Origin of the sequence: Pseudomonas sp. NY15437 (genome assembly GCF_048068435.1) — a bacterium.
In the GTDB taxonomy this organism is placed as follows: domain Bacteria; phylum Pseudomonadota; class Gammaproteobacteria; order Pseudomonadales; family Pseudomonadaceae; genus Pseudomonas; species Pseudomonas nitroreducens_B.
In genome coordinates this window covers 381,275-406,090 of sequence record NZ_JBLUQC010000003.1, presented here as the reverse complement: position 1 = coordinate 406,090, position 24,816 = coordinate 381,275, and the positions used below count along the sequence as shown (strand labels likewise).

Below are 24,816 nucleotides of genomic sequence, written 5' to 3'. Positions count from 1 at the left end.
CGACGCGGGGTAGCGGCCTGCATCAAGGTCTGGCGGCGAATCACTGTCTATCCTTCACCGGGCTGTCATGGAACAGGGATGGGGCAATGCCGAAGAAGCTGGTGCTGGTGGCGCTCGTTGCGCTGCTGCTGGGGGGCGGGCTGTGGTGGTACCTGCAGTCCCGCGAGAGTGGCGACAAACGCCTGGTGCTCTACGGCAACGTGGACATCCGCCAGGTGTCGCTGGCCTTCACCGGCAGCGAGCGCATCGCGACGATGAATGTCGAGGAAGGTGACGTGGTGAAAGCCGGCGATGTGCTGGCCAGCCTCGATACCCGCGCCCTGCGCCTGCAGGTCAACAAGGCCCGCGCGCAGATCGCCGCTCAGGAGCAGAACCTGCTGCGCCTGAAGAACGGCTCGCGCCCCGAGGACATCGATCGCGCCAAGGCGCAGGACAAGGCCGCCCGCGCCCAGCTCGACCTGGCCACGACCCAGCTGCGCCGGCTGCAGAACATCCGCGCCAACAGCCCCGGGGGCCGCGCCGTCAGCCAGCAGGACATCGACAGCGCCACCTCGCAGCAGAAGGTCGCCCAGGCCGAGCTGGAAGACCGGCAGAAATCCCTGCGCCTGGCGCAGATCGGCCCGCGCGCGGAAGACATCGCCCAGGCCGAGGCCCAGCTCGCCGCTGCCCGCGCCGACCTGGCGCTGCTGCAGCACAACCTCGACGAAGCCGACCTCAAGGCGCCGCAGAACGCCACCGTGCGTTCGCGCCTGCTGGAGCCTGGCGACATGGCCTCGCCGCAGCGCCCGGTGTACTCCCTGGCGCTGACCGACCCGAAATGGATCCGCGCCTACGTCAGCGAAACCAACCTGGGCCGCATCAAGCCCGGCATGAAGGCCCAGGTGTTCACCGACAGCCACCCGGACCAGGCCATCGACGGCCAGGTCGGCTTTATTTCCTCGGTGGCCGAGTTCACGCCCAAGTCGGTGCAGACCGAGGAGTTGCGCACCAGCCTCGTCTACGAGGTGCGCGTGCGGGTGGCCGACCCGGACAACCGCCTGCGCCTGGGCATGCCGGCCACGGTGCGCTTCGCCGACGAGGCGCGCTGATGGCCGAGGCTCCGGTAATCCGCGCGGAAGGCCTGGCCAAGCACTTCCTGGTGAAAGAGTCAGGCAAGACGGTACAGGCCCTCAAGGACATCCGCCTGGACATCCCCCGCGGCCAGCTCACCGCGCTGGTAGGCCCGGACGGCGCCGGCAAGACCACCTTCCTGCGCCTGGTGGCCGGCCTGCTGCGGGCCGATGCCGGCACGCTCACGGTGCTGGACGTGGACGTCCACGCCCATCCGCAGCAGGTGCAGGACCGCATCAGCTACATGCCGCAACGCTTTGGCCTCTACGAGGACCTCAGCGTGCAGGAGAACCTCGACCTCTATGCCGATCTCCATGGTGTGCCACCCACGCAGCGCCGGGAGCGCTACCAGCGCCTGCTGGAGATGACCGACCTGGCGCGCTTCACCGAGCGCCCCGCGGGCAAGCTCTCCGGCGGCATGAAACAGAAGCTCGGCCTGGCCTGCACCCTGGTGCGCTCGCCGGACCTGCTGCTGCTCGACGAGCCCACCGTGGGCGTCGACCCGCTGTCGCGCCGCGAGTTGTGGGAGATCATCCAGCAATTGATCGCGCAGGAGCAGCTCAGCGTGCTGGTGTCCACCTCCTACATGGACGAGGCCGAGCGCTGCGCCGAAGTCTTCCTGCTGCACCAGGGCCAGCTGATGGCCCAGGGCGACCCGGCGTCGATCCGCGCGCACGCCGACCACCTCTGTTTCATCGCCACGCCGCCCGCCGGCGAGCCCGCCCGCACCCTGCAGGCGCGCTTGCTGGAGGACCACCACAACGTCGTCGACGCGGTGCCGCAGTCCGGCGAGGTGCGCTTCATCCGCCAGCCGGATGCGGACCAGGCGGTGCTGGACAAGCTGCTCGACGGCGCCCCGGTCCGCCCGGTGGACGCGCGCCTGGAAGACGGCTTCATGTTCCTGCTGCGCGAGCGCAGCGACGCCGAAGCGGTGGACATGGAATCCCTCAAGGCCGGCACGCACCGCCATGAGAACAGTGACGAAGCGGTGATCGAAGTGAAGGACCTGGTGCGCAGGTTCGGCGACTTCACGGCCGTGGCCAGCACCAGTTTCAGCGTGCGCCGCGGGGAAATCTTCGGCCTGCTCGGACCCAACGGCGCCGGCAAGACCACGACCTTCCGCATGCTCTGCGGGCTGCTGCCGGCCACCAGCGGCACACTGCAGGTGGCCGGGGTCAACCTGCGCCACGCGCGGGCCCAGGCGCGGCGCAAGGTCGGCTACGTGTCGCAGAAGTTCTCCCTCTACGGCAACCTCTCGGTGGCCGAGAACCTGCGCTTCTTCGGCGGTGCCTACGGCCTGGGCGGCAAACGCCTGAGCCAACGGATGGACGCGGTGTCGCGGCAATTCGACCTCGCCGGCCAGGAGGACGCGCCCAGCGGCCAGTTGCCCGGCGGCTTCAAGCAACGCCTGGCGATGGCGGTCGGCCTGCTCCACGAGCCGGAAATCCTCTTCCTCGACGAACCCACCAGCGGCGCCGACCCGCTGGCCCGCCGCGGCTTCTGGCAGCGCATCACGGCGCTGGCGGCGTCGGGCACCACCATCATCATCACCACCCACTTCATGGAAGAAGCCGAATACTGCGACCGCATCGTCATCCAGGACGCCGGCAAGTTGCTGGCCATGGGCACCCCGCAGGAAGTCCGCGAGCAGGCCGGCGGCAAGGGCAGCACGCTGAACATGGAGCAGGCGTTCATCCAGATCGTCGAAAGCAACCGCCTCGATAGCAGCCACCAGCACGCCAAGGCAGGTGCCGCATGAGCGCCGGCGGCTTCTGGCGGCGCCTCGCCTCGCTGACCCGCAAGGAAGTGCGGCAGCTGGTGCGCGACCGCAGCAACCTGCTCATCGGCATCGGCCTGCCCATCGCGCTGATCCTGATCTTCGGCTACGGCCTGTCGCTGGACGTGAAGCGCGCCATCGTCGCCGTTGTCCTCGACGACCCGTCCCCCGTGGCCAGCGACGTGGCCGCCACGATCAGCCGCAGCGAGTACCTGGAACCGCACCTCGTGCGCTCCTTCGCCGAGGGCGAGGCGCTGATGAAGGCCCGCGAGGTGGACGCTCTGGTGCAGTTCCCCGCCGACTTCGGCCGCCGCCTGAACGAGGGCAACGCGCAGATCCAGGTGCTGGTGCAGGGTTCGGACGCCACCCGCGCGGCCAGCGTCTCCACCTACGTCAGCAGCGCCCTGGCCGGCTACGCCGAGAAGCAGGCCGACCGCGGCGCCGGCCTCAGCGCGCAATCCATGGACCAGCGCGGCGCGGTCACCATCGTCCAGCGCATGTGGTTCAACGCCGCCAATACCAGCACCTGGTACCTGGTGCCGGGGTTGATCGTGCTGATCATGACCCTGGTCGGCGCCTTCCTCACCGCCCTGGTGATGGCCCGCGAATGGGAACGCGGCACGCTGGAGGCGCTGTTCGTCACGCCGGTGCGGCCGGTGGAAATCCTCCTGGCGAAGATCATCCCCTGCTTCGGCATCGGCATGATCGGCCTCGCCCTGTGCCTGCTCGCCGCGCGCTTCCTGTTCGACGTGCCGCTGTACGGTTCCTTCGTCGTGCTGGTGATCGCCTCCATGCTCTACATGCTGGTGGCACTGGGCATCGGCCTGCTGATCTCGGCGGTGACCAAGAACCAGTTCCTCGCCAGCCAGATCGCCCTGCTCGCCAGCTTCCTGCCGGCGATGATGCTGTCGGGCTTCATCTTCGACCTGCGCAACGTGCCCACGGCCATTCGCATCATCGGCAACCTGCTGCCGGCGACCTACTTCATGGAGCTGGTGAAATCCCTGTTCCTGGCCGGCGACTTCTGGCCAATGATCCTCAAGAACTGCGCCATCCTCGCCGCCTACGCCGTCGCCCTATTGGGCCTGGCGAGGATGGTGACGCGCAAGCGGCTGGACTGAATTGCATGGAATTTCTCTGGCGCATCCTCAACCTCTGGCGCAAGGAACTGCTGGTGATCCTCAAGGACCCGGCCAACCGCATCGTGCTGGTGGCACCGGTGCTGATGCAGAGCGTGCTGTTCGGCTACGCGGTGACCTTCGACCTCAACGACGCGCCCTACGCCATCCTCGACCTCAGCCACAGCGAATCCTCCACGCGCCTCGCCTCGCGCCTGGACGGCAGCGGCATCTTCCACCGGGTGGCGACGCTGACCCGCGTGGAGGAAATCCAGACGGTGATCGACGAGCAGAAGGCGCTGCTGGTGATCCATATTCCCTCGGACTTCCAGACGCGCCTGGCCCAGGGCGACCCGGCGCCGTTCCAGGTCATCCTCGACGGCCGCAACTCCAACACCGCCGGCTCCGCCGCCGCCGGGCTGGCGGTGGTGGTGCAGCAGTTCAACCAGGAGCAGGGCCTGGCCGCGGCACCCATCAGCGTGGTCAGCCGTGCCTGGTACAACCCCAACCTGGAAACCCGCTGGCCGCTGATCCCTGCGCTGATCGCCACCCTGAGCATGATGCAGACGCTGATGCTCACCGCGCTCTCGGTGGCCCGCGAGCGCGAACAGGGCACCTTCGACCAGCTCCTGGTGACGCCCTACACGCCGCTGGAAATCATGCTCGGCAAGGCCATCCCGCCCCTGCTGATCGGCATGCTGCAAGCCACGCTGGTGCTGTTGATGGCGCTGTTCTGGTTCCGAATACCCATGGCCGGGTCGCTGCTCAACCTCTACGGCGGGCTGACGGTGTTCACCATGGCCTGCGTCGGGCTGGGCATGTCAATCAGCGCCGTGTCGCTGAACATGCAGCAGGCGATGCTCTACACCTTCGTGCTGATCATGCCGCTGACGCTGCTCTCCGGCCTCGCCACGCCGGTGCGCAACATGCCCGAGTTCCTGCAGACGGTCACCTATGCCAACCCGCTGCGCTTCGGCATCGACCTGATCCAGCGCGTCTACCTCGAAGGCGCCACCCTGGCCGAGGTGGGCTTCAACCTGATCCCCATGCTGGTGCTGGCCGCCATCACCCTGCCCCTCGCCGCGTGGCTGTTCCGCCACCGGCTTGCGTGAGAGAACCCCATGAAGCATTCCCTCACTCCCCTCGCCTGCTGCCTGATCCTGCTGGGAGGCTGCGCCGTCGGCCCCGACTACGAAGCACCGCAACCCCAGGCGCCGGCCAGCTGGCAGGCGGCGCATTCGGGCGATACGCAATTGCACCCGGCCCAGGGCGATGTGCGCCTCGGCGAAGACTGGTGGACGCTGTTCAACGACCCGGTGCTGAACAACCTGCAACGCCGCACCGACAAGGCCAGCCCCGACCTGCGCACGGCCGTGCTGCGCTTCGCCCAGAGCCGCATGCAGCGGCAGATGGTGGCAGCCCAGCGCGGGGTGGACGTCAACGCCTCCGCCGGCGTGACGCGCCAGCGCATGAGCGAGAACGGCGCCAACGCACTGATGATCCAGCGCATCGCCCCCGGCGCCGACAGCGACCAGATCAGCCAGGTGCTGGCCCAGCCCTTCACCCTCTACCAGGCCGGTTTCGATGCTTCCTGGGAGCCGGACCTGTGGGGCCGCATCCGCCGCTCGGTGGAGGCCGCCGACGCCAGCGTCGCCGCGCAGCAGGCCATGCTCGAGGAAACCCGCCTGGGCGTCTCGGCGGAGCTGGCCCGGGCCTACTTCGAACTGCGCGGCGTGCAGCAGCAGATCGCCGTGGCTAACCAGGACATCAGCGCTACCGAAGAATCCCTGCAACTGATCCAGGTACGCGCCGATGGCGGGCTGGTGGACGATTTCGACGTCGAGCGCCAACGCGGCCAACTGGCCGAGCTGCGCGCCAGCCTGCCGCAACTGCGTGCCAGCGAAAGCGCGGCGATCAACCAGATCGGCGTGCTGATCGGCGCCGAACCCGGCAGCCTGCGCGAGGAGCTCAAGCCCGTGGCGCAACGCACGGCGCAGACTCCGGACCTGAGCCTCGGCCTGCCCTCGGAAGTAGCCCGCCGCCGCCCGGACATCCGCGCCGCCGAGGCCCAGCTGCACGCCGCCACCGCCAACGTCGGCGTGGCCGTGGCCGACCTCTACCCATCGATCCGCCTGGGTGCGAAGTTCGGCTATGAATCAGCCGACGACGGCAAGTTCAGCGACTGGGGCAGCCGCACCTGGAGCGTCGGCCCGAGTCTGTCATTGCCGATCTTCGACAATGGCCGACGGCGCTCGCAGATCAACCTGCGGCAGCTGGAACAGCAGGAAGCGGCGGTTGCCTACCAGCAGGCGGTGCTCAAGGCCTGGCAAGAAGTGGACGACGCGCTGAGCCACTATGGCGCCGAACGCCAGCGCAACCAGCGACTGCAGGAAAAGCTGCACAGCAGCGACGTTGCCTACGGCATGGCCAAGGCGCGCTATGCCGGCGGCATGACCGACTTTCTGGTGGAGCTGGACGCCCAGCGCGCCTACCTGCAGTCGCGCCGCGACCTGGTGGACAGCGATACCCAGCTGCGCCTGACACTGATCGCCCTGTGCAAGGCGCTGGGCGGCGGCACGCCGGCGCCCGGGGCCGAGGTCAGTTCTTCCGCGCGCTGAGCTTGCCGTCGCGCAGGTCCTTGGCGACCCGCCGCTGCATCTCGTAGGCGGGCGCCTCCACGGCGTCGTAGTCCTCGGAGTAACGCGTGGCGAAGCCCTGCACGCCCCACTCCTGGTACTGCTTGACGTGCCACAGCTCGTGGGCCCAGAGGGCGACGTCCTTCTGCGCGTCGTCCTCGCTGCGGAAGACGATCACATCCACCAGGGTGACCGCCTCGGTGTCGGGGTTCTGCATGATCGCCTGGGCGGCGTTCAGCTCGTCCAGCGCCCCGGTGGAATAGCGCGCGGCCATCAGCACCTCGTCGGAGAAATACGGCTGCAGCTGCGCGCGGATTTCCAGCGGGATCGGCTCGGTGCCGCCCTGCTCCGCCTGCTCGCGGGACTGCTGCAGCCACACGCCCAGCGCCTGGGCGGCCATCTTGCGGGTATCCGACAGCACCGGGCCGAGCACCGCCCCCAGGTCCGGCAGGCAGGTGCAGGTGTCGAGGCAGACCTGGCGCTGGCCTGACGGGCAGGTCGCGGCCAGGGCATCGACGGACGCGGCCAGCCCGGCGAGCAGCGCCAGGGCGCGCAGGAGACGGGCGGCAAAGGGGGATGGCATGCAAAGACTCCGCTACAACGTGGAGAAAGACCTGGTGCTCAGACCATGGCGCGGCGCGATCATGCCATGCCGCCAGCAAAAAAAGAGTGCTGGCGCGACGGATGAGACTTCTGCTAGTTTCTGACCCCATGAATGCCGCCAACCGCACCTTCCAGCAGATTATTACCACCATCGCTCCGATGGTGGGTTAGCGCATTCCAGCGAACAACCAAACCCGCCTCCCGGCGGGTTTTTTAATGCCCGCCGTCCGAGGCTCCCGATCGAGGAGACACCGATGGACCCGGCAAACCCACCCGTATCGCATCCCGTGCACGCGCTCATCCAGGCCGCCGACGAGGCCATCGGCCGCGAGGACTTCGACGCGCTGATCGGGTTCTATGCCGACGACGCCGTGCTGGTGGTCAAGCCCGGCCTGCTGGCGCGCGGCAAGGCGCAGATCCGCCAGGCCTTCGTCGCCATCGCCGGGCACTTCGGGCACAACCTGCGGGTGCGCCAGGGCCGCCTGGAAATCCTCGAGACCGGCGACACCGCCCTGGTGGTCGCGCAGACGTTGCTCGACACCAGCCACGGCAAGCTCAGCCGCCGCGCCACCTACGTATTCCGCCGCGACGCCGATGGCGCCTGGCGCTGCGCCGTGGACAACTCCTACGGCACCGACCTGCTGGAGGCGACCCCATGAGTACCGGCACTCTGCACCTGCTGTGCGGCAAGGCCGCGTCGGGCAAGTCCTGCTTGGCCCGCGAACTGGCCGAAGCGCCGGGCACCGTGATGCTGGCCGAGGAACACTGGCTGGCCGAGTTGTTCCCCTGGGGCATCAGCAACCCCGATGACTACCAGCTCTACGCCCGCCGCGTGCGCAAGGTCATGGGCCCGCACGTGGTCGGCCTGCTGCGCGCCGGCACCAGCGTGGTGCTGGACATCCCGGCAAACACCCTGGCCGACCGTCGCTGGCTGATCGACCTGGCGCAACAGGCCGGCGCCGCGCATTGCCTGCATTTCCTCGACGTCGACCCGGCCACCTGCCGCAACCGCCTGCTCGCCCGCCACGCCCTCGCCCCGCTGTCGGCGCCGCTGGACCCGGCCGGCTACGAGGCGCTCAATCGCTACTTCGTCGCCCCGCGCCCGGAGGAAAAGCTGCAGGTGCAGCGCCATGGCGCCTGAGCGCGTAGAATCGCCGCCCCCAATGGAAAGACCCGATAGATGAACACCGACGCCATCGCCACCCTGCGCGAGCAACTGCTCAGCGCCCTCAACCCCGCCCCCGCAGAAACCCGCCGCCTGTTCCATGGCCGTGGCCGGCGCTGGCCAGGGCTGGAGCAGGTCACCGCCGACTGGCTGGAAGGCGTGCTGCTGGTGTCGCTGTTCCGCGAGCCGGAGGCCGATGAGCTGGCCGCGCTGCGGGCCATGCTGCTGGAACTGGCGCAGGGCGATACCTGGCGCGCCAGCGGCGCCCGCAGCCTGATGCTGCAGCACCGCTACACCCTGGAAAGCACCATGGAAGTGCTGGCCGGCGAGGCCTTCGACGGCTGGCAGATCAGCGAGCACGGCCTGCGCTACCAGCTGGACCTGGGCCGCAAGCAGAACAACGGCCTGTTCCTCGACATGCGCTACGGCCGCCAGTGGGTGCAGGCCAACGCCGCGGGGCTGCGCGTGCTCAACCTGTTCGCCTACACCTGTGGCTTCTCCGTGGCGGCGATGGCCGGCGGAGCGCAGAAGGTGGTCAACCTCGACATGGCCCGCGCCGCGCTCAGCCGCGGGCGCGACAACCACCGCCTGAACGGCCACGACCTGTCGAAGGTGAGCTTCCTCGACCACGACCTGTTCAAGTCCTGGGGCAAGGTGAAGAAATCCGGCCCGTACGACCTGATCATCATCGACCCGCCGAGCTTCCAGAAAGGCAGCTTCGTCCTCGACAAGGACTACGCCCGCGTGCTGCGCCGCCTGCCGGAACTGCTGGACGGCGCCGGCACCGTGCTGGCCTGCGTGAACGACCCGGCCGTGGGCGTGGACTTTCTCCTCCAGGGCATGGCCGCCGAAGCGCCGCCACTGCGCTTCGTCGAGCGCCTGGAAAACCCGCCGGAGTTCGCCGATATCGAGGAAGACAGCGGGCTCAAGGCGCTGGTGTTTCGGATGGATTGATCCGGCGAGACAGCGTGGGGCGTGAAGAGCGTCCGCAGGATGGCGTGGAGCGAAGCGATACCCATCGATCCTGCGCACCTAGCCCCATGGGTATCGCAAGCTCCACCCATCCTACAAAGCGCCGTAGGGCGGATAACGCCCTGGGCACGGCCCCTTTTGTAGGAGCGAGCTTGCTCGCGAACCCCGCTTCACGCCGGGCCAACCGGTGCAATGCGTTCGCGAGCAAGCTCGCTCCTACGAAGAGCAGAGCCTCCCGCTTCACCAGCGCCATGACGCAAGAACGGCGGATAACCGTGAACGGTTATTCGCCCTACGGACTGGAAATATGGGTGCCTGAGCATCCCCTCACCCCAACCCTCTCCCAGGGGAGAGGGGGCTGATCGTGCCGGCTGACGCCATGGCTTAATCCTGCTCCGGACGGCCCCCTCTCCCTCTGAGCGGGGCGCGCAGCCAGGGCCAGGGTGAGGGCCGATCCATACGCAGGAGTTCAGGGTAGGAGCGGGCCATGCCCGCGATCGCGCCCATGGGGCGCTCCTACAGGGAGTATCGGTGTGGGGCGTAAGACATATCCCGATGAAAGGCCGCGCTAACCCTTGCGGCCGAGCCCCCATCGCGCCATCCTTGGCACTGTATGTAAAACCAGTGCCCGCCGATGCTTGCGCCGCTCGACCCCAGCCTCTACTACCTGACCAACTTCCACCGCGCCCTCGACTGGATCGACGAACGCTACGCCGACCTGCTCGACGCCGAGGAAGCCCGCTTCATCGCCGATTTCCGCGCGCTGCCGCTGCCCTCGCGGGCGCTGCTGGTGCGGCTGGTGATGCGCAAGGGGCCGCATTTTCGCGCCGGCAAGCTGAGCTACGTGGAGATTGGCGACATTCCCAGCGCCGCCGCGCCGCTGCTGGCACTGGGCTGGCTGGACGACGCCTGCCCGCTCACGCTGGAAGAACTGCTGCCGCTGCTGCTCAAGGACGAACTGCTCGGGCGCTTTCGCGATGACCTGCCGCGCGGCGCGCTGAAGAAGGCCGAGCTCTACGAGCACCTGCACGCCTACCACGACCAGGTACAGCCGTTCGCCGGCTGGTATCCGGGCCTCGACCCGCTCTACACCCTGGTGGCCACGCCGCTGTGCGACCGCCTGCGCCTGCTGTTCTTCGGCAACCTGCAGCAGGACTGGTCCGAATTCGTCCTCGCCGACCTCGGCATCTTCCGTTACGAGAGCGTCCCCTTCACCGCCGACTCCCGCGCCTTTCGCCGCCGCGACGACCTGGAGGCCTACCTCCACCTGTGGAACGCCGCCGTGCGCTTCGACAGCGGGGAACCCATCGACGAGCTGCTGGCCGAGCTGGGCGACTTCCGCAGCGACAATCCCTACCTGCAGGAGCGCCACGGCCGCCTGCTGTACCGCATGGCCTACCAGTTGGAACGCGAAGGCGAGCTGGACGCCGCCCTGGCGCTGTACCGGCGCACCGCGGCCGGCGGTTCCCGACAGCGGCAGATCCGCGTGCTGGAACGCCTGCAACGCATCGAGGAAGCCCACGCGCTGGCACACAGCGCACTGGCCGCGCCGGAAAGCGACAGCGAGCTGCAGTTGGTCGAGCGCGCGCTGACCCGGCTGGTTCGCCAGTTGGGTCTGTCGAAGCAGAAGCCGAGCAAACCGGCGCCGCCGCTGCGCATCGACCTGGAGCTGCCGCGTCCGGACGTCAACGTCGAGTTCGCCGTGCAGGCCGTGCTGCACGAGGACGAAGCGCCGGTGCACTACGTGGAGAACGCACTGGTGTGCAGCCTGTTCGGGCTGCTCTGCTGGGAGGTGATCTTCACGCCGCTGCCCGGTGCCTTTTTCCACCCCTTCCAGGCCGGCCCCAGCGACCTCAACCGCAGCGACTTCGTCAGCCGCCGCGCGCAGGCCTTCGCCGCGCGCCTGGCGCTGCTGGACAGCGACGCCTACCGGGCGGCGATCCGGGCCACCCATGCCGCCAAGTTCGGCATCATCTCGCCATTCGTGCACTGGGAGCTGCTGGACGAAAACCTGCTGGAACAAGCCCTGCACTGCCTGCCCGCGGCGCACCTGAAGCTGTGGTTCGAACGCCTGCTGGCCGACCCGAAGGCCAACCGCGCCGGCATGCCCGACCTGATCCAGTTCTGGCCCGCCCAGGCGCGCTACCGGATGATCGAGGTGAAGGGCCCCGGCGACCGTCTGCAGGACAACCAGAAGCGCTGGCTGGCCTTCTGCGCCGAGCACGGCATGCCGGTGGAAGTCTGCTACGTGCGCTGGGCGGACGACGTGGCGGAAAGCGCGTGAGCTACGCCATTGCCGTGCGCGCGCTGTGCGAATTCACCGCCAAGGAAGGTGACCTCGACCTGCGCTTCACCCCCGCCCCCACCGCCCAGGAAGGCATGGCCGGGCACGCCACGGTGGTCGCCCGCCGCGGCCTGGGCTACATCGCCGAACTGCCGCTGCGCGGCGAGTATCCGGGGCTGGTGGTCAGCGGCCGCGCCGACGGCTACGACCCGAACGAAAACCTGCTGGAAGAGATCAAGACCCACCGCGGCGACGTCGCGCGCATCCCGCAGAACCACCGGCTGCTGCACTGGGCGCAGGTAAAGGTGTACGGCTGGCTGCTGTGCCAGACCCTGGAGATCGACGCCATCGACCTGGCCGTCGTCTACTTCAACGTCATCACCCAGAAGGAAACCGCGTTCCGCGAGCGCTTCGCCGCCGACGATCTGCGCGCCTTCTTCGAGCTGCAATGCCAGCGCTTCGTGCAGTGGGCCGAGCAGGAAAGCGCCCACCGCGTCGAGCGCGACCTGGGCCTTGAGGCGCTGCGCTTTCCCTATGCCGACTTCCGCCAGGGCCAGCGCATGCTTGCCGAGTCCGTCTACCGCGCCGCCCGCGACGGCCAGACGCTGATGGCGCAGGCCACCACCGGCATCGGCAAGACCCTGGGCACGCTGTTCCCGCAGCTCAAGGCCTTCCCCGGCCAACAACTGGACCGGCTGTTCTTCCTCACCGCCAAGACCCCCGGCCGGCGCCTGGCCTTGGACGCCCTGGCGACCCTGCGCCAGCAGGAGGCCGCCCAGCCGCTGCGGGTGCTGGAGCACGTCGCCCGCGACAAGGCCTGCGAACATCCGGACAAGGCCTGCCACGGCGAATCCTGCCCGCTGGCCAAGGGTTTCTACGACCGCCTCCCCGCCGCCCGCGAGGCTGCGCTCCAGCAGCGCTGGTTGACCCAGGAAGCGGTGCGCAACGTGGCGCTGGAGCATCGGGTCTGCCCCTACTACCTGAGCCAGGAACTGTGCCGCTGGGCCGACGTGGTGGTGGGCGACTACAACTACTACTTCGACATGACCGCCCTGCTCTACGGCCTTACCGTGCTCAACGACTGGAAGGTCACCCTGCTGGTGGACGAGGCGCACAACCTCATCGAGCGCGGCCGCGGCATGTACAGCGCCGAGCTGGACCAGGGTGAGTTCAACGCCCTGCGCAAGGTCGCCCCGGCCAAGCTGAAAAGCGCGTTGGAGCGCGTCGGCCGGCACTGGAACCAGCTGCACCAGGACCAGGACGTCGACTACCAGATCTACCCGACCATCCCCGACCTGTTCATCGCCGCGCTGCAGAAGGCCGTCAGCGCCATCACCGACCACCTGACCGACCAGCCCACCGGCAACGAGGCCGAGCTGCTGCGCTTCTACCTCGACGCCATGCTGTTCTGCCGGCTGGCCGAAGCCTACGGGCCGCACTCGCTGTTCGACATCACCCGCCACGATGTCAGCGCGCGCCGCGTGCTCTCGACCCTGTGCCTGCGCAACGTGGTGCCGGCGCCCTTCCTCGCCGAACGCTTCAAGGTGGCCCACAGCACCACGCTGTTCTCCGCCACGCTGACCCCGGCGCACTACTACGCCGACCTGCTCGGCCTGCCCGAAGACACCGGCTGGCGCGAGGTGGAGTCGCCGTTCCGCGCCGAACAGCTGGAAGTCCACGCATTGAGCAACCTGTCCACCCGCTACCAGCATCGCGAGGCCAGCCTCACGCCGATCAGCACGCTCATGGCACGGCAGTTCCGCGCACGCCCCGGCAACTACCTGGCCTTCTTCAGCAGCTACGCCTACCTGCAACAGGCGCTGGAGCGCTTCACCGCCGAGCACCCGGACATTCCCTGCTGGGTGCAGTCGCGCAGCATGAACGAGATCGAGCGCCAGGCCTTCCTCGACCGCTTCACCCCCTCCTCGCGCGGCATCGGCTTCGCCGTGCTCGGCGGCGCTTTCGGCGAAGGCATCGACCTGCCGGGCGAGCGCCTGATCGGCGCCTTCATCGCCACCCTGGGCCTGCCGCAGGTGAACGAGGTCAACGAGGAGATCAAGCAGCGCATGCAGGGAATGTTCGGCGACGGCTACGACTACACCTACCTGTTCCCCGGGCTGCAGAAGGTCGTCCAGGCGGCCGGCCGGGTGATCCGCACCCCGACGGATTCGGGGGTGATCTACCTGCTCGACGACCGTTTCAACCAGCCGGGGGTGCGGAAGTTGCTACCGGGGTGGTGGAAGCCGGAGCGGCTGAAGTTCATCGCCGACCCGCCGCGGTTCAAGGCGCCGCAGGGGTATCTGCTGCTGTAGCCCCGCCCCCCGTGGCGCGATGGACCTCGTGCCGTGCGGTTCGCGAGCAAGCTCGCTCCTACAACCTGCCTGTAGGAGCGGGCCACGCCTGCGACAGCCATCACCGCGTATTCCGATCACCCGGAAATACCGAGCTCCCCGCCACATTGTAGGAGCGAGCTTGCTCGCGAACCTCGTCTGAAACACCGCATTTGCCAGCGGATCGCGGGCACGGCCCGCTCCTGCAGGATGAAAAAAACGGCACTCGCAGCGCCCTTGCGCGATCCATTGACGGAAGAGTCCTCGAGGAGCCGCCATGAGCACACCGCCGGAGCTGCTGGAGCTTCCCCCCGACCTGCACTACGTCGACGACAGCCTGCCGGGCATCAGCCGGCGCCGCCTGCGCGGGCGCTTCGCCTACTTCGATCCCGGCGGCGAGCGGATCCGCGTGGAAGCGGAGATCGAGCGGATCAACCGCCTGGCCATCCCGCCGGCTTACCAGGACGTGTGGATCTGCCTCGACCCGCTAGGCCATCTGCAAGCCACCGGGCGCGACGTGCGCGGACGCAAGCAGTACCGCTACCACCCGCGCTGGACCGAGGTGCGCGACAGCGTCAAATACGAGCGCCTGCTGCGTTTCGGCGCCAACCTGCCCACCTTGCGCGCGCAGATAGAACAGCACCTGGCCCTGCCCGGCCTGGGGGCGGAAAAGGTCATGGCGACAGTGGTCGAACTGCTCGACCGCACCCTGATCCGCATCGGCAACCAGCGCTACCGCAAGCAGAACCGCTCGTTCGGCCTGACCACCCTGGACAGCCGCCACGTCGAGGTGCAGGGCGCGCGCATCCGCTTCGCCTTTCGCGGCAAGAGCGGCGTCAAACACAGCGTGGACATCGAGCACCCGCGCCTGGCGCGCATCCTCCGGCGCTGCCTGGAGCTGCCCGGCCAGCAGTTGTTCCAGTATCTGGACGAGGAACGCCAGCGGCACATGATCGACTCGCGCGACATCAACGCCTACCTGCGCGAGCATGCCGGCGAGGGCTTCACCGCCAAGGACTACCGCACCTGGGCCGGCAGCACCCTGGCGCTGGAGTACTGCCGTCGGACGCCCTGGCAGGACGAGAAAAGCGCCAGCCGCCAGCTCAAGGAGATCATCGCCCAGGTGGCGGGCGAGCTGGGCAACACCCCGGCGATCTGCCGCAAGTGCTACGTGCACCCGCGGGTCATCGAAGCCTTTCTCGCCGGCGAGCTGGTCAACCTGCCCAAGGCCCGCAAGCGCAAGCACCTGAGCGCCGAGGAAGCCACCCTGCTGGCCTTTCTCGCCGCGCACTGAAGGGAACCGGGCGCAAGAATGGCGGTCCAGAGCGTCATGAGAGGAAGAATGGCCCTCAGCCACCAGTGCGAAAAAGGTTCGAGACAGCCACACTGACGTGCTTTCATACAAGGTCGTCAGAAACTGCCCATTCTCATCGGCCGGCGTGACTCGCCGGTCCCAAACGGAGTGCCCGACTTGCCCGTCGCCGACACCGCCCTCGACCAGGCCATCGAGCGTTGTGCCCAGGAGCCGATCCAAGTGCCTGGGAGCATCCAGCCCCAGGGATTCCTGCTGGTGCTGGACGAAGCCGACCTGCGCATCCTCCAGGCCAGCGAGAACGCCCAGCGCTGGCTCGGAATGCCCGCCGGCGAGCTGCTCGGCCGCGACCTTGGCGCGCTGATCGGCGATGACTTCGACCTGCGCGCGCACCTGGAGCAACTGCCGGAGGGGGAAATCTTCCCCTTCCATATCGGCGACGTACGCCTGCGCCTGGGCCCGTCGGCGGGCGAGCGCACCACGCTGCTGGTGCACCGCTACGACCAGGTGCTGATCGCCGAATTCGAGCCACGCCGCAAGCGTGCCCCCGGCGACCCGCATGTGGACTTCTATCCGCTGGTGCGCGCCTTCGTCAGCAGCCTGCACACCGTCGGCAACATCGAGGAGTTGCTGCAGCGCTCCGTGCGCGAGATCAAGCGCATCACCGGCTTCGGCCGGGTCAAGGCCTACCGCTTCGACGCCGACGGCAATGGCCTGGTCATCGCCGAGGAAGCCGACCCCGGCTATCCGCAGTACCTGGGCCTGTGCTTTCCCGCTTCGGACATTCCGCGCCAGGCTCGCGAGCTGTACCGCACCAACCGCATCCGTGTCATCGAGGACGCCAACTACCAGCCGTCCCCGCTGGTCCCGGCGGACAACCCGCGCACCGGGCGACCGCTGGACATGAGCTTCGCCGCCCTGCGCAGCGTCTCCCCGGTGCACCTGCAGTACATGCGCAACATGGGCACCCTGGCGTCCATGTCACTGTCCATCGTGGTGGACGGCCGCCTCTGGGGGCTGATTTCCTGCCACCACCGCGAGCCGCGCCCGGTCGGCTTCCAGACCCGCACCGCCTGCGAGCTGCTGAGCAGCGTGCTGTCGTTGCAGATTGAATCGCGCGAGTCCCACGCCAGCACCCGCCAGTTGCTCGAACTGCGCCAGCGCATCGTGCAGATGCTGTCGGCCATGGCCGATCACGACAGCATCAGCGACGGCCTGCTGGAGCTGCCCGACGTGCTCCTGGACTTCGCCCAGGCCAGCGGGGCGGCGATCATCTCCGCCGAGCGCTGCGACCTGGTCGGCGCCACCCCGCCCGCCGCCCAGGTCAATGCCCTGGTGCATTGGCTGGCCCGGCGCGGCGACGAGGTGGTGTTCCACAGCGACAACCTGCAGCGCGACATCGCCGAGCTGCCGGAACTGGCCGAGCACGCCGCCGGCGTGCTGGCCGTGGCCATCTCGCAGATCCACTCGCACTACATCGTGTGGTTCCGCCCCGAGCAGGCGCGCACCGTGGACTGGGCCGGCCGCCCGGAGAAGGAGCTCGACGTTCAGGGCAAGCTGCACCCGCGCCACAGCTTCGAGCGCTGGCGCGAGGAAGTGCGCGGGTATTGCGCGCCCTGGCAACCGCTGATCGTCGATGCCGTGGTGGAACTGCGCACCTCGGTGCTGGGCATCGTCCTGCGCAAGGCCGAGGAACTGGCCCAGTTGGCCGGCGAGCTGCGCCGCTCGAACAAGGAGCTGGAAGCCTTCTCCTACAGCGTGTCCCACGACCTGCGCGCGCCCTTGCGGCACATTGCCGGCTACGCCGAACTGCTGACCGAGATCGAGAGCCAGACGCTATCCGAGCGCGGCCGCCGCTTCCTCCAGCACATCGAGGACGCAGCGAGCTTCGCCGGCACGCTGGTGGACAACCTGCTGAGCTTCTCGCAGATGGGCCGCTCGGCCCTGCGCCTCTCCGAAGTGGACCTCAACGCGCTGGTGGAAACCATCCGCGTGGAGCTGCAGCCGGACTACGCCGGGCGCGACATCGTCTGGACCGTCGCCACGCTGCCCAAGCTCCTCGGCGACCCGGCCTTCATCAACCTGGCGCTGCGCAACCTGATTGCCAACGCCATCAAGTACACCCGTGGCCGCGACCCGGCACGCATCGAGATCGGCGCCCGGCAGACCGCCAGCGAGACGGAAATCTTCATCCGCGACAATGGCGTGGGCTTCGACATGGCCTACGCCGGGAAGCTCTTCGGGGTGTTCCAGCGCCTGCACCGCATGGAGGAATTCGAGGGCACCGGCATTGGCCTGGCCAGCGTGCGGCGCATCATCGAACGCCACGACGGCCGGGTCTGGGCCGAGGGCCGCATCGACCACGGCGCCACCTTCCACTTCGCCCTGCCGCGCCACCCGCGCAAACACTGAGGGACCCTCCCAACATGCTCAAGCCCATCCTGCTGGTCGAAGACAACCCCAGGGACCTGGAACTGACCCTTGTCGCCCTGGAGCGCAGCCAGCTGGCCAACGAAGTCATCGTCATGCGCGACGGCGCCGACGCCCTGGACTATCTGCTGCGCCGGGGCGCCCACGCCGGGCGCGACGATGGCAACCCCGCCGTGCTGCTGCTCGACCTCAAGCTGCCTAAGGTCGATGGCCTGGAAGTGCTCAAGGTGGTGCGCGACACCCCCGAGCTGCGCAGCATTCCCACGGTGATGCTGACCTCCTCGCGGGAGGAGCCGGACCTGCTGCGCGCCTATGAGCTGGGCGTCAACGCCTACGTGGTCAAGCCCGTGGAGTTCAAGGAGTTCGTCACGGCGATTTCCGACCTCGGAGTGTTCTGGGCCGTTCTCAATGAACCTCCGCCCGGTTCGTTGCGTCTGAACCGTAGACGCAACCCGTGACGGAGCGGTGATGGCCGAAGTCCCGCTGAAACTGCTGATCGTCGAAGACAGCGCCATGGATGCCGAGCTGACCCTGCTGCGCCTGGAGCGCAGCGGCATGAAGGTGGATGCGCGGCATGTCTTCGACCACGTTGGTGTCGAGCACGCCCTGCACGAGGGCAGCTTCGACCTGATTCTCTGCGACTGCGTGTTGCCCGGGTCCTCCGGCACCCACGTACTCGCTATCGCCCAGCGCATGGCGCCGGACGTGCCGTTCATCTTCCTCTCCGGCATCTATGGCGAGGAGCACGCGGTGGAGATGATCCGCCTCGGCGCCACCGACTACGTGCTGAAGAAGAACCTCTCGCTGCTGCCCAAGGCGGTGCGCCGTGCCCTCACCGAAGTGCAGGAACGCCAGCGCCGGCGCCGCGCCGAGGAAGCCCTGGCGGACGTCGAGGCGCGGGCGCGCATCGCCATCGACGCCGCCGGCATGGGCACCTGGGAATTGCGCCCGGAAGACGGCGTGCTCCTGTGGGATGACCGCTGCAAGACGCTGTTCGGCCTGCCGGCGGATACCGACATGAGCATGGACATCTTCTACGCCGGTATTCATCCGGAGGACGTGGAGCGGGTGCGCCATAGCGTCCTGCGCGCCATGGACGCTCAGGGCGACGGCCGTTACCGCGTGGAATTCCGCACCCGCCAGCCCGGCGGCCTGGAACCGCGCTGGCTGTTGAGCAACGGCCAGGCGCAGTTCGTCGATGGGCGCTGCGTGCGCTTCTCCGGGGTGTTGCAGGACATCCACCAGCAGCGCAAGGCGACCCAGGCACTGGAGCAGCTCAACGAGATGCTCGGCGAACGGGTCGAACGCCGCACCCGCGAGCGCGACCGCTCCTGGGACCTCTCCCAGGACCTGCTGGCGGTGCTCAACAGCGACCTCACCCCGGTCGCCCTCAACCCGGCCTGGGAGAACACCCTGGGCTTCCAGCGCCAGATGCTCTCGCGCATGTCGCTGCTGCAACTGCTGCCCGAGCAGGACCAGGAATCCTTCCTCACCGAGCTGGCAACCTTCGCCCACGGTGGCACCAGCGCGCGTTTCGATGGCCGCATCCGCCACGCCAACGGGCGTGAGCGCTGGTTGTCCTGGGTGGTGGTGCCCGAGGACACGCTGCTCTACGTAGTCGCCCGCGACATCACCAGCGAGCGCGAAGCGGCGCTGGACCTGGCCGAGGCCAACGCGCGGCTGCGCGAGCAGATCGCCGAGCGCGAGCGCATCGAGGCCGCGCTGCAGCAGATGCAACGCCTGGAAGCGGTCGGCCAGCTCACTGCCGGCGTCGCCCACGACTTCAACAACCTGCTGACGGTGATCCTCAGCGGCGCCACCTTCCTCGAGCGCGACCTGGCCAAGGGCGACTACGACAAGGCCGGCAAGCGCCTGCAACACATCCGCGAGGCGGGCGAGCGCGGGGCCAAGCTCACCGCGCAGATGCTCGCCTTCTCCCGCCGCCAGCGCCTGGAACCGGTGCCGCTGAACCTCAACGACACCCTCGCCGGCCTGGAAGAGCTGCTGCGCCGCTCCCTGGGCGGCAACATCTCGGTGCGCCTGGAGCTGGACGGCGGCCTGTGGCAGGCGCTGACCGACCCGACCCAGACCGAGATGATCATCCTCAACCTGGCGATCAACGCCCGCGACGCCATGCCCGGCGGCGGCCAGCTGGTGCTGTCCACCCACAACACGCACATCAGCCACCCGCCCAGCCGCCCGGAACACCCCGAGCCCGGCGACTACGTGGTGCTGTCGATCCGCGACACCGGCTGCGGCATGGACGAGGATGTGCTGAGCAAGGTCTTCGAGCCCTTCTTCACCACCAAGGACATCGGCAAGGGCTCCGGCCTGGGGCTGGCCCAGGTGTTCGGCTTCGCCAAGCAGTCCGGCGGCGGCGTGCACATCGACAGCGAGCCCGGGCGCGGCACCCAGGTCAACGTCTACCTGCCGGCGGTGGAGCGCTCGCCCAACCACGAGGACAACCCGCAGGAACCGCTGGCGGCACTGGCCGACAGCGGCCGCGACCGCCACATCCTGCTGGTGGACGACGACGACCTGGTGCGCGAACTGCTCGGCGATGCCCTGCGCCTCTACGGCTACCGCGTGCGCCAGGCCAGCAGCGGCCAGCAGGCGCTGGAGATGCTCGACGGCGATGTCGACCTGCTGCTCACCGACTTCGCCATGCCCGAGCTGAACGGCGCACAGATGGCGCGGATCGCCCGCGAACGCTTCCCGTACCTGCCCGTGGTGTTCCTCACCGGCTATGCCGAGCTGCAGGGCCTGGAGCTGCCCGGCAGCGTGGTGATCCAGAAACCGGTGCGGCACGAGGAACTGGCGCGCTCGCTGGGCGAGTTGCTCGGCAGCGACTGACGCGGGCGTGTCATTGCTCGGCGCGGCTGAACTTGCCCGCGCCCGCACCGTTCTACCGTCCTGCCACGCTTGCAACCGGGACGGTCCGATGACCCACGCACGACCGCACAGCCAGCTCCCCGGCGACATCCAGCGCACCGACCTGCCGGCGCGCCTGGACCGCCTGCCCTGGGGCGCTTCCATACCCTGCTGGTGATCGCCCTGGGCATCACCTGGCTGCTCGACGGCCTGGAAGTGACCCTGGCCGGCGCCGTGGCCGGCGCGCTCAGGCAGAGCCCGGTGCTGCTCCTGAACAGCGCCGACATCGGCCTGGCCGGCGGCGCGTACATCGCCGGGGCGGTGCTTGGCGCCCTGCTGTTTGGCTGGCTCGCCGACCGCCTGGGCCGCCGCCGGCTGTTCTTCATCACCCTGGCCGTGTACATCGGCGCCACGGCGGCGACGGCGCTGTCGTGGAACCTGGCGAGCTTCCTGGTGTTCCGCTTCCTCACCGGCGCGGGGATCGGCGGCGAGTACTCGGCGATCAACTCGACCATCCAGGAATTCACCCCGGCACGTTTTCGCGGCTGGGTCGACCTGGCGATCAACGGCACCTTCTGGGTCGGCACCGCCCTGGGCGCGGTGGGGTCGGTGATCCTGCTGGACCCGGCGCTGCTCGGCCCCGAGCTGGGCTGGCGGCTGTGCTTCGGCATCGGCGCGGCGCTGGGCCTGGTGATCCTGGCGATGCGCCTGTGGCTACCGGAAAGCCCGCGCTGGCTGCTGATCCACGGCCAGCCGGAAGCCGCACGGGAAATCGTCGAGGGCATCGAGCAACGCCTGCGCCAGCAGGGCCACCGAATTGAGCCGGTCGGTCCGGACGCGGTGCTGCTCCTGCGCAGCCGGCATTACACGCCCCTGCGCGAGGTGTTCGCCACGCTGCTGGTCAGCCACCGCCAGCGTTCGCTGGTGGGCCTGACGCTGCTCACCGCGCAGGCGTTCTTCTACAACGCGATCTTCTTCACCTACGCCCTGGTGCTGACCGATTTCCATGGCATCCCCGCCGACCGCGTCGGCTGGTACCTGCTGCCGTTCGCCCTGGGCAACTTCTGCGGCCCGCTGCTGCTCGGCCCGCTCTTCGACCGCCTCGGCCGACGCCTGATGATCAGCGCGACCTACCTCGTCTCCGGCGTTCTGCTGCTGGTCAGCGCCGGGCTGTTCGAACGCGGCGTGCTCGATGCCACCGGGCAGACGCTCGCCTGGATGGTGATTTTCTTCTTCGCCTCGGCAGCGGCCAGTTCCGCCTACCTGACCGTGGCCGAGACCTTCCCGCTGGAGATCCGCGCCCTGGCCATCGCCATTTTCTATGCCCTCGGCACCGGCCTGGGCGGCATCGCCGGGCCATTGCTGTTCGGCCAGTTGATCGAGACCGCCAGCCGCTGGAACCTGTTCCTCGGCTACCTGCTCGGCGCCACGCTGATGCTCGTCGCCGGCGTGGTGCAGGCGATCTGGGGCGTGGCGGCGGAGCGGCGTTCGCTGGAGTCGGTGGCCGCGCCGCTGTCCCAGGTGAGAGCCAATCACGTTCAATAGCAAGATTGTTCAAGCCAGGCGCTGCGCTTTTCTGCCACGCTGGCGGCACTTATCTGCCTGCAAGAAGCCTTCATGTCCCACGATCAGCTTGCTTCCCGCGCCTTCCTCAAGGGCGCCATCGACATCATGCCGCTCTCCCTCGCCGTGCTGCCCTGGGGCCTGCTCGCCGGTTCCCTGGCGATCGACGCCGGGCTCTCGCCGCTGCATGGCCAGGGCCTGTCCGCCATCGTCTTCGCCGGCGCCGCGCAGCTGGTGGCCATCGGCATGCTCAAGGGCGGCGCCGGGTTCTTCTCGATCATGGTCACCACCCTGCTGCTGACCTCGCAGCACCTGCTCTACGGGATGACCATGCGCCCGCTGATTTCCGGCCTGCCGGGGCGCTGGCGCGCCGGCCTGGGCTTTCTGCTCACCGACGAACTGTTCGCCCTCATCAGCGGCCATGACCGCCAGACCTTCAACCGCTGGTATGCCCTGGGCGTGGGCCTGACGTTCTACATCGCCTGGAACCTCTTCACCCTCGTCGGCGTGCTGGTGGGCTCGAGCATTCCGGACCTCGAACACCTGGGGCTGGACTTCTCCATCGCCGCCACCTTCGTCGCGCTGATCGTGCCGGTGGTGAAGAACCTTCCCACCGTGGTCTGCGTCGCCGTCTCGCTGTTCTGCTCGGTGCTGCTGAGCTACTGGCAGGTCGGCTCGGCATTGGTGCTGTCGGGGCTGGCGGGCATGTTCGCCGGCTTCCTCTGCCAGAAATTCTCGGGGGTGCGCGCATGATGGCCTGGGCAGTGATCGTCGGCATGGGCCTGATCGTGTTCTTTAACCGCTACGTGTTCCTCGAACCGCGCCTGCCGATCCGCCTGAGCAGCAACGTGCGGCAGTTCCTCGGCTTCGCCGTGCCGGGGATGCTCACGGCCATCTGCGGACCCATCGTGTTCCTCCCGGAGCACCAGTTGAACCTGCGCGTGGACAACCCCTACCTGCTCGGCGCCGCGGTCGCCGTCGCCCTGGTGCTGTGGACGCGCAACGTACTGCTCAGCGTGATCCTCAGCATGGGCGCGTTCTACCTGCTGCGCTGGTGGCTGTAGCGGCCGCGGACACGCCGTTGTCATCCTTGCCGGCTAAGGTGCTCGTCCATCCCTCGCGCAGCCAGAAGCAGGACGATGACGGTCGACACGAGCACCTCGCGCAAGCAGTTCCTGATCCGCTCGGAGAACATGAGCGCCGACGATTTCGGCGAGCTGTACACGCGGATGTTCGGCAACCTTTATGCGGGAATGCCACGCCCGGAGCGGCCAGTCGCCATCGGCGGCGTGTACGGCCGTTACGAGGGCGTGAGCTTTCGCCGCCTGAGCTTTCGCGGCGACCTGCTGACCGAGATGCCGGACCTGGACGACGAGATCACCTTCATCTTCCCCAGCGCCGGCCGCGTGGTCTTCAACCAGTCCAGCGACCGGGTCGGCATGCCCGGCGTCGGCCTGGCCATGGAGAAGGCCCAGGTACGCTCGGTGGGCTTCATCGACGGCCACGCGCATCATGGCCTGTCGGTGCGCCGCGCATTGTTCGCCCGGCGTCTGGCCATGCTGCTGGGCCGGCCGATCACCCACAAGGTGCGCTTCCAGCCACGGGTGGACCTGGGCAGCGAGGCCTTCCAGGGCATCAAGGCAATCGTCGCGATGGCCACCGGCAACGAGTTCGAGATGCTGATCCGCTCCAGCGCGCTGATGCCGGAGCGACTGCAGGAGATGCTGGTGGATTCGGTGCTGGACAGCTGGCCGCACAACTACAGCGAAGCGCTGCGGCGCCCTGCCCCGCAGATCGCGCCACGCCACGTCAGGCTGGCCATGGAGTATATCCAGCAGCATCCCGACGCGCCGGTCAGCGGCAGCGCCCTGGCGGAGCTGACCAACGTCAGCCTGCGCGCGTTGCAGGATGGCTTTCGCCGCTTCGTTGGCCGCTCCATCGTCGGCTACCAGCGCGACGTTCGTCTGCAGCGCGCCTATGAGGCATTGCAACGGGACGATGCGCGGTCGGTCAGCGAGATTTCCCTGGCGCTGGGTTTCAGCAATGTCGGGCGCTTCTGCCAGTACTTCCAGAACGCCTACGGAATGAGTCCGGCGCAATTGCGCCGGAGATTCTCCGTACCCCTCTAGCGGCGGGATTGGCCTGGTTCGCGGGCAAGCCCGCTCCTGCAGCCAACCGGCAACGTGGGGGAGCGGCTCTGTCCGCGATGTTGTCCGGCGCGATGCGGATCAATCGCGGACGAAGTCCGCTCCCACCTGGCAACTTCTGCGCTGGGGCTCCCCTCTCCCCCGCCCTCTCCCTGAAGGGAGAGGGAGCTGTCCGTGCCGGCTGACGCCGCAGTTTCAGCCGGCATCGGCCCAGTCCCCTCTCCCTTCGGAGCGGGGCGCGTAGCCAGGGTTAGGGAGAGGGAAATCCCAGGCACGAACTTTCAGAGGGAGGCTGTTGCTCCTCCCTGGCCGGGAATGACGACGCCAACCTGTAGGAGCGGGCCATGCCCGCGATCGCGCCCGGTGGGCGCCTCTGATGAGCGCTACAGGCCAGCGTCTGCCGGTAAGTCCCATTCCGCCGCGCAGGATGTCGCGGGCATGGCCCGCTCCTACAGAATTGCAGCCCCTCTCCCTGACGGGACAGGGCGCCCAGCCATA

The 24,816-nt window shown here is 68.3% G+C and carries 18 protein-coding genes and 1 pseudogene; 18 read left to right on the top strand and 1 reads right to left on the bottom strand.

All coding sequences use genetic code 11. From position 1 onward, the window contains the following. Positions 1 to 86: 86 nt before the first annotated feature. From ACNFIA_RS09345 to ACNFIA_RS09325, 5 genes are read left to right on the top strand one after another with little or no spacing between them, the layout of a single operon-like run. A complete protein-coding gene (locus tag ACNFIA_RS09345) occupies positions 87 to 1,088 on the top strand; it encodes an HlyD family efflux transporter periplasmic adaptor subunit (RefSeq protein ID WP_416784298.1) in 1,002 nt (333 codons plus the stop codon). After that, complete coding sequence (locus tag ACNFIA_RS09340) at positions 1,088 to 2,869, top strand: ATP-binding cassette domain-containing protein (protein WP_416784296.1); 1,782 nt, start codon at positions 1,088 to 1,090, stop codon at positions 2,867 to 2,869. Before ACNFIA_RS09345 ends, ACNFIA_RS09340 begins: the two co-directional genes overlap by 1 nt. Next, positions 2,866 to 4,008 carry an ABC transporter permease gene (locus ACNFIA_RS09335; RefSeq protein WP_416784294.1) on the top strand — a complete coding sequence of 381 codons (1,143 nt, stop codon included), beginning with the start codon at positions 2,866 to 2,868 and terminating at the stop codon, positions 4,006 to 4,008. The genes ACNFIA_RS09340 and ACNFIA_RS09335 overlap by 4 nt, the downstream gene beginning before the upstream one ends. A gap of 5 nt (positions 4,009 to 4,013) precedes the next feature. Beyond that, positions 4,014 to 5,117, top strand: coding sequence for an ABC transporter permease (locus ACNFIA_RS09330; protein ID WP_416784292.1), 1,104 nt, complete (start codon positions 4,014 to 4,016; stop codon positions 5,115 to 5,117). 9 nt (positions 5,118 to 5,126) lie between these two features. After that, positions 5,127 to 6,623 carry an efflux transporter outer membrane subunit gene (locus tag ACNFIA_RS09325; protein ID WP_416784290.1) on the top strand — a complete coding sequence of 499 codons (1,497 nt, stop codon included), beginning with the start codon at positions 5,127 to 5,129 and terminating at the stop codon, positions 6,621 to 6,623. Here the strand turns inward: ACNFIA_RS09325 and ACNFIA_RS09320 are convergent. Beyond that, the gene (locus tag ACNFIA_RS09320) at positions 6,604 to 7,224 is read right to left on the bottom strand and encodes a DUF4157 domain-containing protein (RefSeq protein ID WP_416784288.1); all 621 of its coding nucleotides are present in this window, start codon (positions 7,222 to 7,224) and stop codon (positions 6,604 to 6,606) included. The two genes, ACNFIA_RS09325 and ACNFIA_RS09320, sit on opposite strands and share 20 nt — an antisense overlap. Before the next feature lie 274 nt (positions 7,225 to 7,498). Between ACNFIA_RS09320 and ACNFIA_RS09315 the strand changes: the two genes are divergently transcribed. The 13 genes and pseudogenes from ACNFIA_RS09315 (at position 7,499) to ACNFIA_RS09255 (ending at position 24,300) form a co-directional block, all read left to right on the top strand. Next, entirely contained in the window at positions 7,499 to 7,903 is a 405-nt protein-coding gene (locus tag ACNFIA_RS09315) for a YybH family protein (protein WP_259755420.1), read from the top strand. Beyond that, positions 7,900 to 8,385, top strand: coding sequence for an AAA family ATPase (locus tag ACNFIA_RS09310; RefSeq protein WP_416784285.1), 486 nt, complete (start codon positions 7,900 to 7,902; stop codon positions 8,383 to 8,385). The genes ACNFIA_RS09315 and ACNFIA_RS09310 overlap by 4 nt, the downstream gene beginning before the upstream one ends. Before the next feature lie 39 nt (positions 8,386 to 8,424). Beyond that, positions 8,425 to 9,363, top strand: coding sequence for a class I SAM-dependent methyltransferase (locus tag ACNFIA_RS09305; RefSeq protein ID WP_416784283.1), 939 nt, complete (start codon positions 8,425 to 8,427; stop codon positions 9,361 to 9,363). Between the two features lie 652 nt (positions 9,364 to 10,015). Further along, the gene (locus ACNFIA_RS09300; protein ID WP_416784282.1) at positions 10,016 to 11,665 is read left to right on the top strand and encodes a VRR-NUC domain-containing protein; all 1,650 of its coding nucleotides are present in this window, start codon (positions 10,016 to 10,018) and stop codon (positions 11,663 to 11,665) included. Further along, positions 11,662 to 13,977 carry an ATP-dependent DNA helicase gene (locus tag ACNFIA_RS09295; protein ID WP_416784280.1) on the top strand — a complete coding sequence of 772 codons (2,316 nt, stop codon included), beginning with the start codon at positions 11,662 to 11,664 and terminating at the stop codon, positions 13,975 to 13,977. The genes ACNFIA_RS09300 and ACNFIA_RS09295 overlap by 4 nt, the downstream gene beginning before the upstream one ends. 295 nt (positions 13,978 to 14,272) lie before the next feature. Next, on the top strand, positions 14,273 to 15,289 hold the full coding sequence (locus ACNFIA_RS09290; protein ID WP_416784278.1) for a DNA topoisomerase IB: 1,017 nt from the start codon (positions 14,273 to 14,275) through the stop codon (positions 15,287 to 15,289). A gap of 177 nt (positions 15,290 to 15,466) precedes the next feature. Continuing rightward, positions 15,467 to 17,719, top strand: a complete 2,253-nt coding sequence (locus tag ACNFIA_RS09285; protein WP_416784276.1) for an ATP-binding protein — start codon at positions 15,467 to 15,469, stop codon at positions 17,717 to 17,719. 14 nt (positions 17,720 to 17,733) lie between these two features. Continuing rightward, positions 17,734 to 18,195 (top strand): response regulator, encoded by a 462-nt coding sequence (locus ACNFIA_RS09280; protein ID WP_259755428.1) that lies wholly within the window; start codon positions 17,734 to 17,736, stop codon positions 18,193 to 18,195. Positions 18,196 to 18,205: 10 nt separating this feature from the next. Continuing rightward, the gene (locus ACNFIA_RS09275) at positions 18,206 to 20,590 is read left to right on the top strand and encodes a response regulator (protein ID WP_416784274.1); all 2,385 of its coding nucleotides are present in this window, start codon (positions 18,206 to 18,208) and stop codon (positions 20,588 to 20,590) included. Positions 20,591 to 20,678: 88 nt separating this feature from the next. After that, positions 20,679 to 22,153 (top strand): annotated as a pseudogene (locus ACNFIA_RS09270) (MFS transporter). A gap of 72 nt (positions 22,154 to 22,225) precedes the next feature. Continuing rightward, positions 22,226 to 22,924: an AzlC family ABC transporter permease gene (locus tag ACNFIA_RS09265; RefSeq protein ID WP_259755432.1), complete on the top strand. Its 699-nt coding sequence runs from the start codon at positions 22,226 to 22,228 to the stop codon at positions 22,922 to 22,924. Further along, entirely contained in the window at positions 22,921 to 23,235 is a 315-nt protein-coding gene (locus tag ACNFIA_RS09260) for an AzlD domain-containing protein (RefSeq protein WP_259755433.1), read from the top strand. The genes ACNFIA_RS09265 and ACNFIA_RS09260 overlap by 4 nt, the downstream gene beginning before the upstream one ends. A gap of 75 nt (positions 23,236 to 23,310) precedes the next feature. Beyond that, on the top strand, positions 23,311 to 24,300 hold the full coding sequence (locus ACNFIA_RS09255; protein WP_416784271.1) for an AraC family transcriptional regulator: 990 nt from the start codon (positions 23,311 to 23,313) through the stop codon (positions 24,298 to 24,300). Positions 24,301 to 24,816 lie beyond the last annotated feature (516 nt).

Excerpts from the sequence above, each read along its gene's own strand:
- ACNFIA_RS09340 (WP_416784296.1), top strand. The coding sequence starts at position 1,088 with ATGGCCGAGGCTCCGGTAATCCGCGCGGAAGGCCTGGCCAAGCACTTC.
- ACNFIA_RS09335 (WP_416784294.1), top strand. The coding sequence starts at position 2,866 with ATGAGCGCCGGCGGCTTCTGGCGGCGCCTCGCCTCGCTGACCCGCAAG.
- ACNFIA_RS09325 (WP_416784290.1), top strand. The coding sequence starts at position 5,127 with ATGAAGCATTCCCTCACTCCCCTCGCCTGCTGCCTGATCCTGCTGGGA.
- ACNFIA_RS09265 (WP_259755432.1), top strand. The coding sequence starts at position 22,226 with ATGTCCCACGATCAGCTTGCTTCCCGCGCCTTCCTCAAGGGCGCCATC.
- ACNFIA_RS09280 (WP_259755428.1), top strand. The coding sequence starts at position 17,734 with ATGCTCAAGCCCATCCTGCTGGTCGAAGACAACCCCAGGGACCTGGAA.
- ACNFIA_RS09275 (WP_416784274.1), top strand. The coding sequence starts at position 18,206 with ATGGCCGAAGTCCCGCTGAAACTGCTGATCGTCGAAGACAGCGCCATG.
- ACNFIA_RS09290 (WP_416784278.1), top strand. The coding sequence starts at position 14,273 with ATGAGCACACCGCCGGAGCTGCTGGAGCTTCCCCCCGACCTGCACTAC.
- ACNFIA_RS09315 (WP_259755420.1), top strand. The coding sequence starts at position 7,499 with ATGGACCCGGCAAACCCACCCGTATCGCATCCCGTGCACGCGCTCATC.
- ACNFIA_RS09345 (WP_416784298.1), top strand. The coding sequence starts at position 87 with ATGCCGAAGAAGCTGGTGCTGGTGGCGCTCGTTGCGCTGCTGCTGGGG.
- ACNFIA_RS09300 (WP_416784282.1), top strand. The coding sequence starts at position 10,016 with ATGCTTGCGCCGCTCGACCCCAGCCTCTACTACCTGACCAACTTCCAC.
- ACNFIA_RS09305 (WP_416784283.1), top strand. The coding sequence starts at position 8,425 with ATGAACACCGACGCCATCGCCACCCTGCGCGAGCAACTGCTCAGCGCC.
- ACNFIA_RS09260 (WP_259755433.1), top strand. The coding sequence starts at position 22,921 with ATGATGGCCTGGGCAGTGATCGTCGGCATGGGCCTGATCGTGTTCTTT.
- ACNFIA_RS09255 (WP_416784271.1), top strand. The coding sequence starts at position 23,311 with ATGACGGTCGACACGAGCACCTCGCGCAAGCAGTTCCTGATCCGCTCG.
- ACNFIA_RS09310 (WP_416784285.1), top strand. The coding sequence starts at position 7,900 with ATGAGTACCGGCACTCTGCACCTGCTGTGCGGCAAGGCCGCGTCGGGC.
- ACNFIA_RS09320 (WP_416784288.1), bottom strand. The coding sequence starts at position 7,224 with ATGCCATCCCCCTTTGCCGCCCGTCTCCTGCGCGCCCTGGCGCTGCTC.
- ACNFIA_RS09330 (WP_416784292.1), top strand. The coding sequence starts at position 4,014 with ATGGAATTTCTCTGGCGCATCCTCAACCTCTGGCGCAAGGAACTGCTG.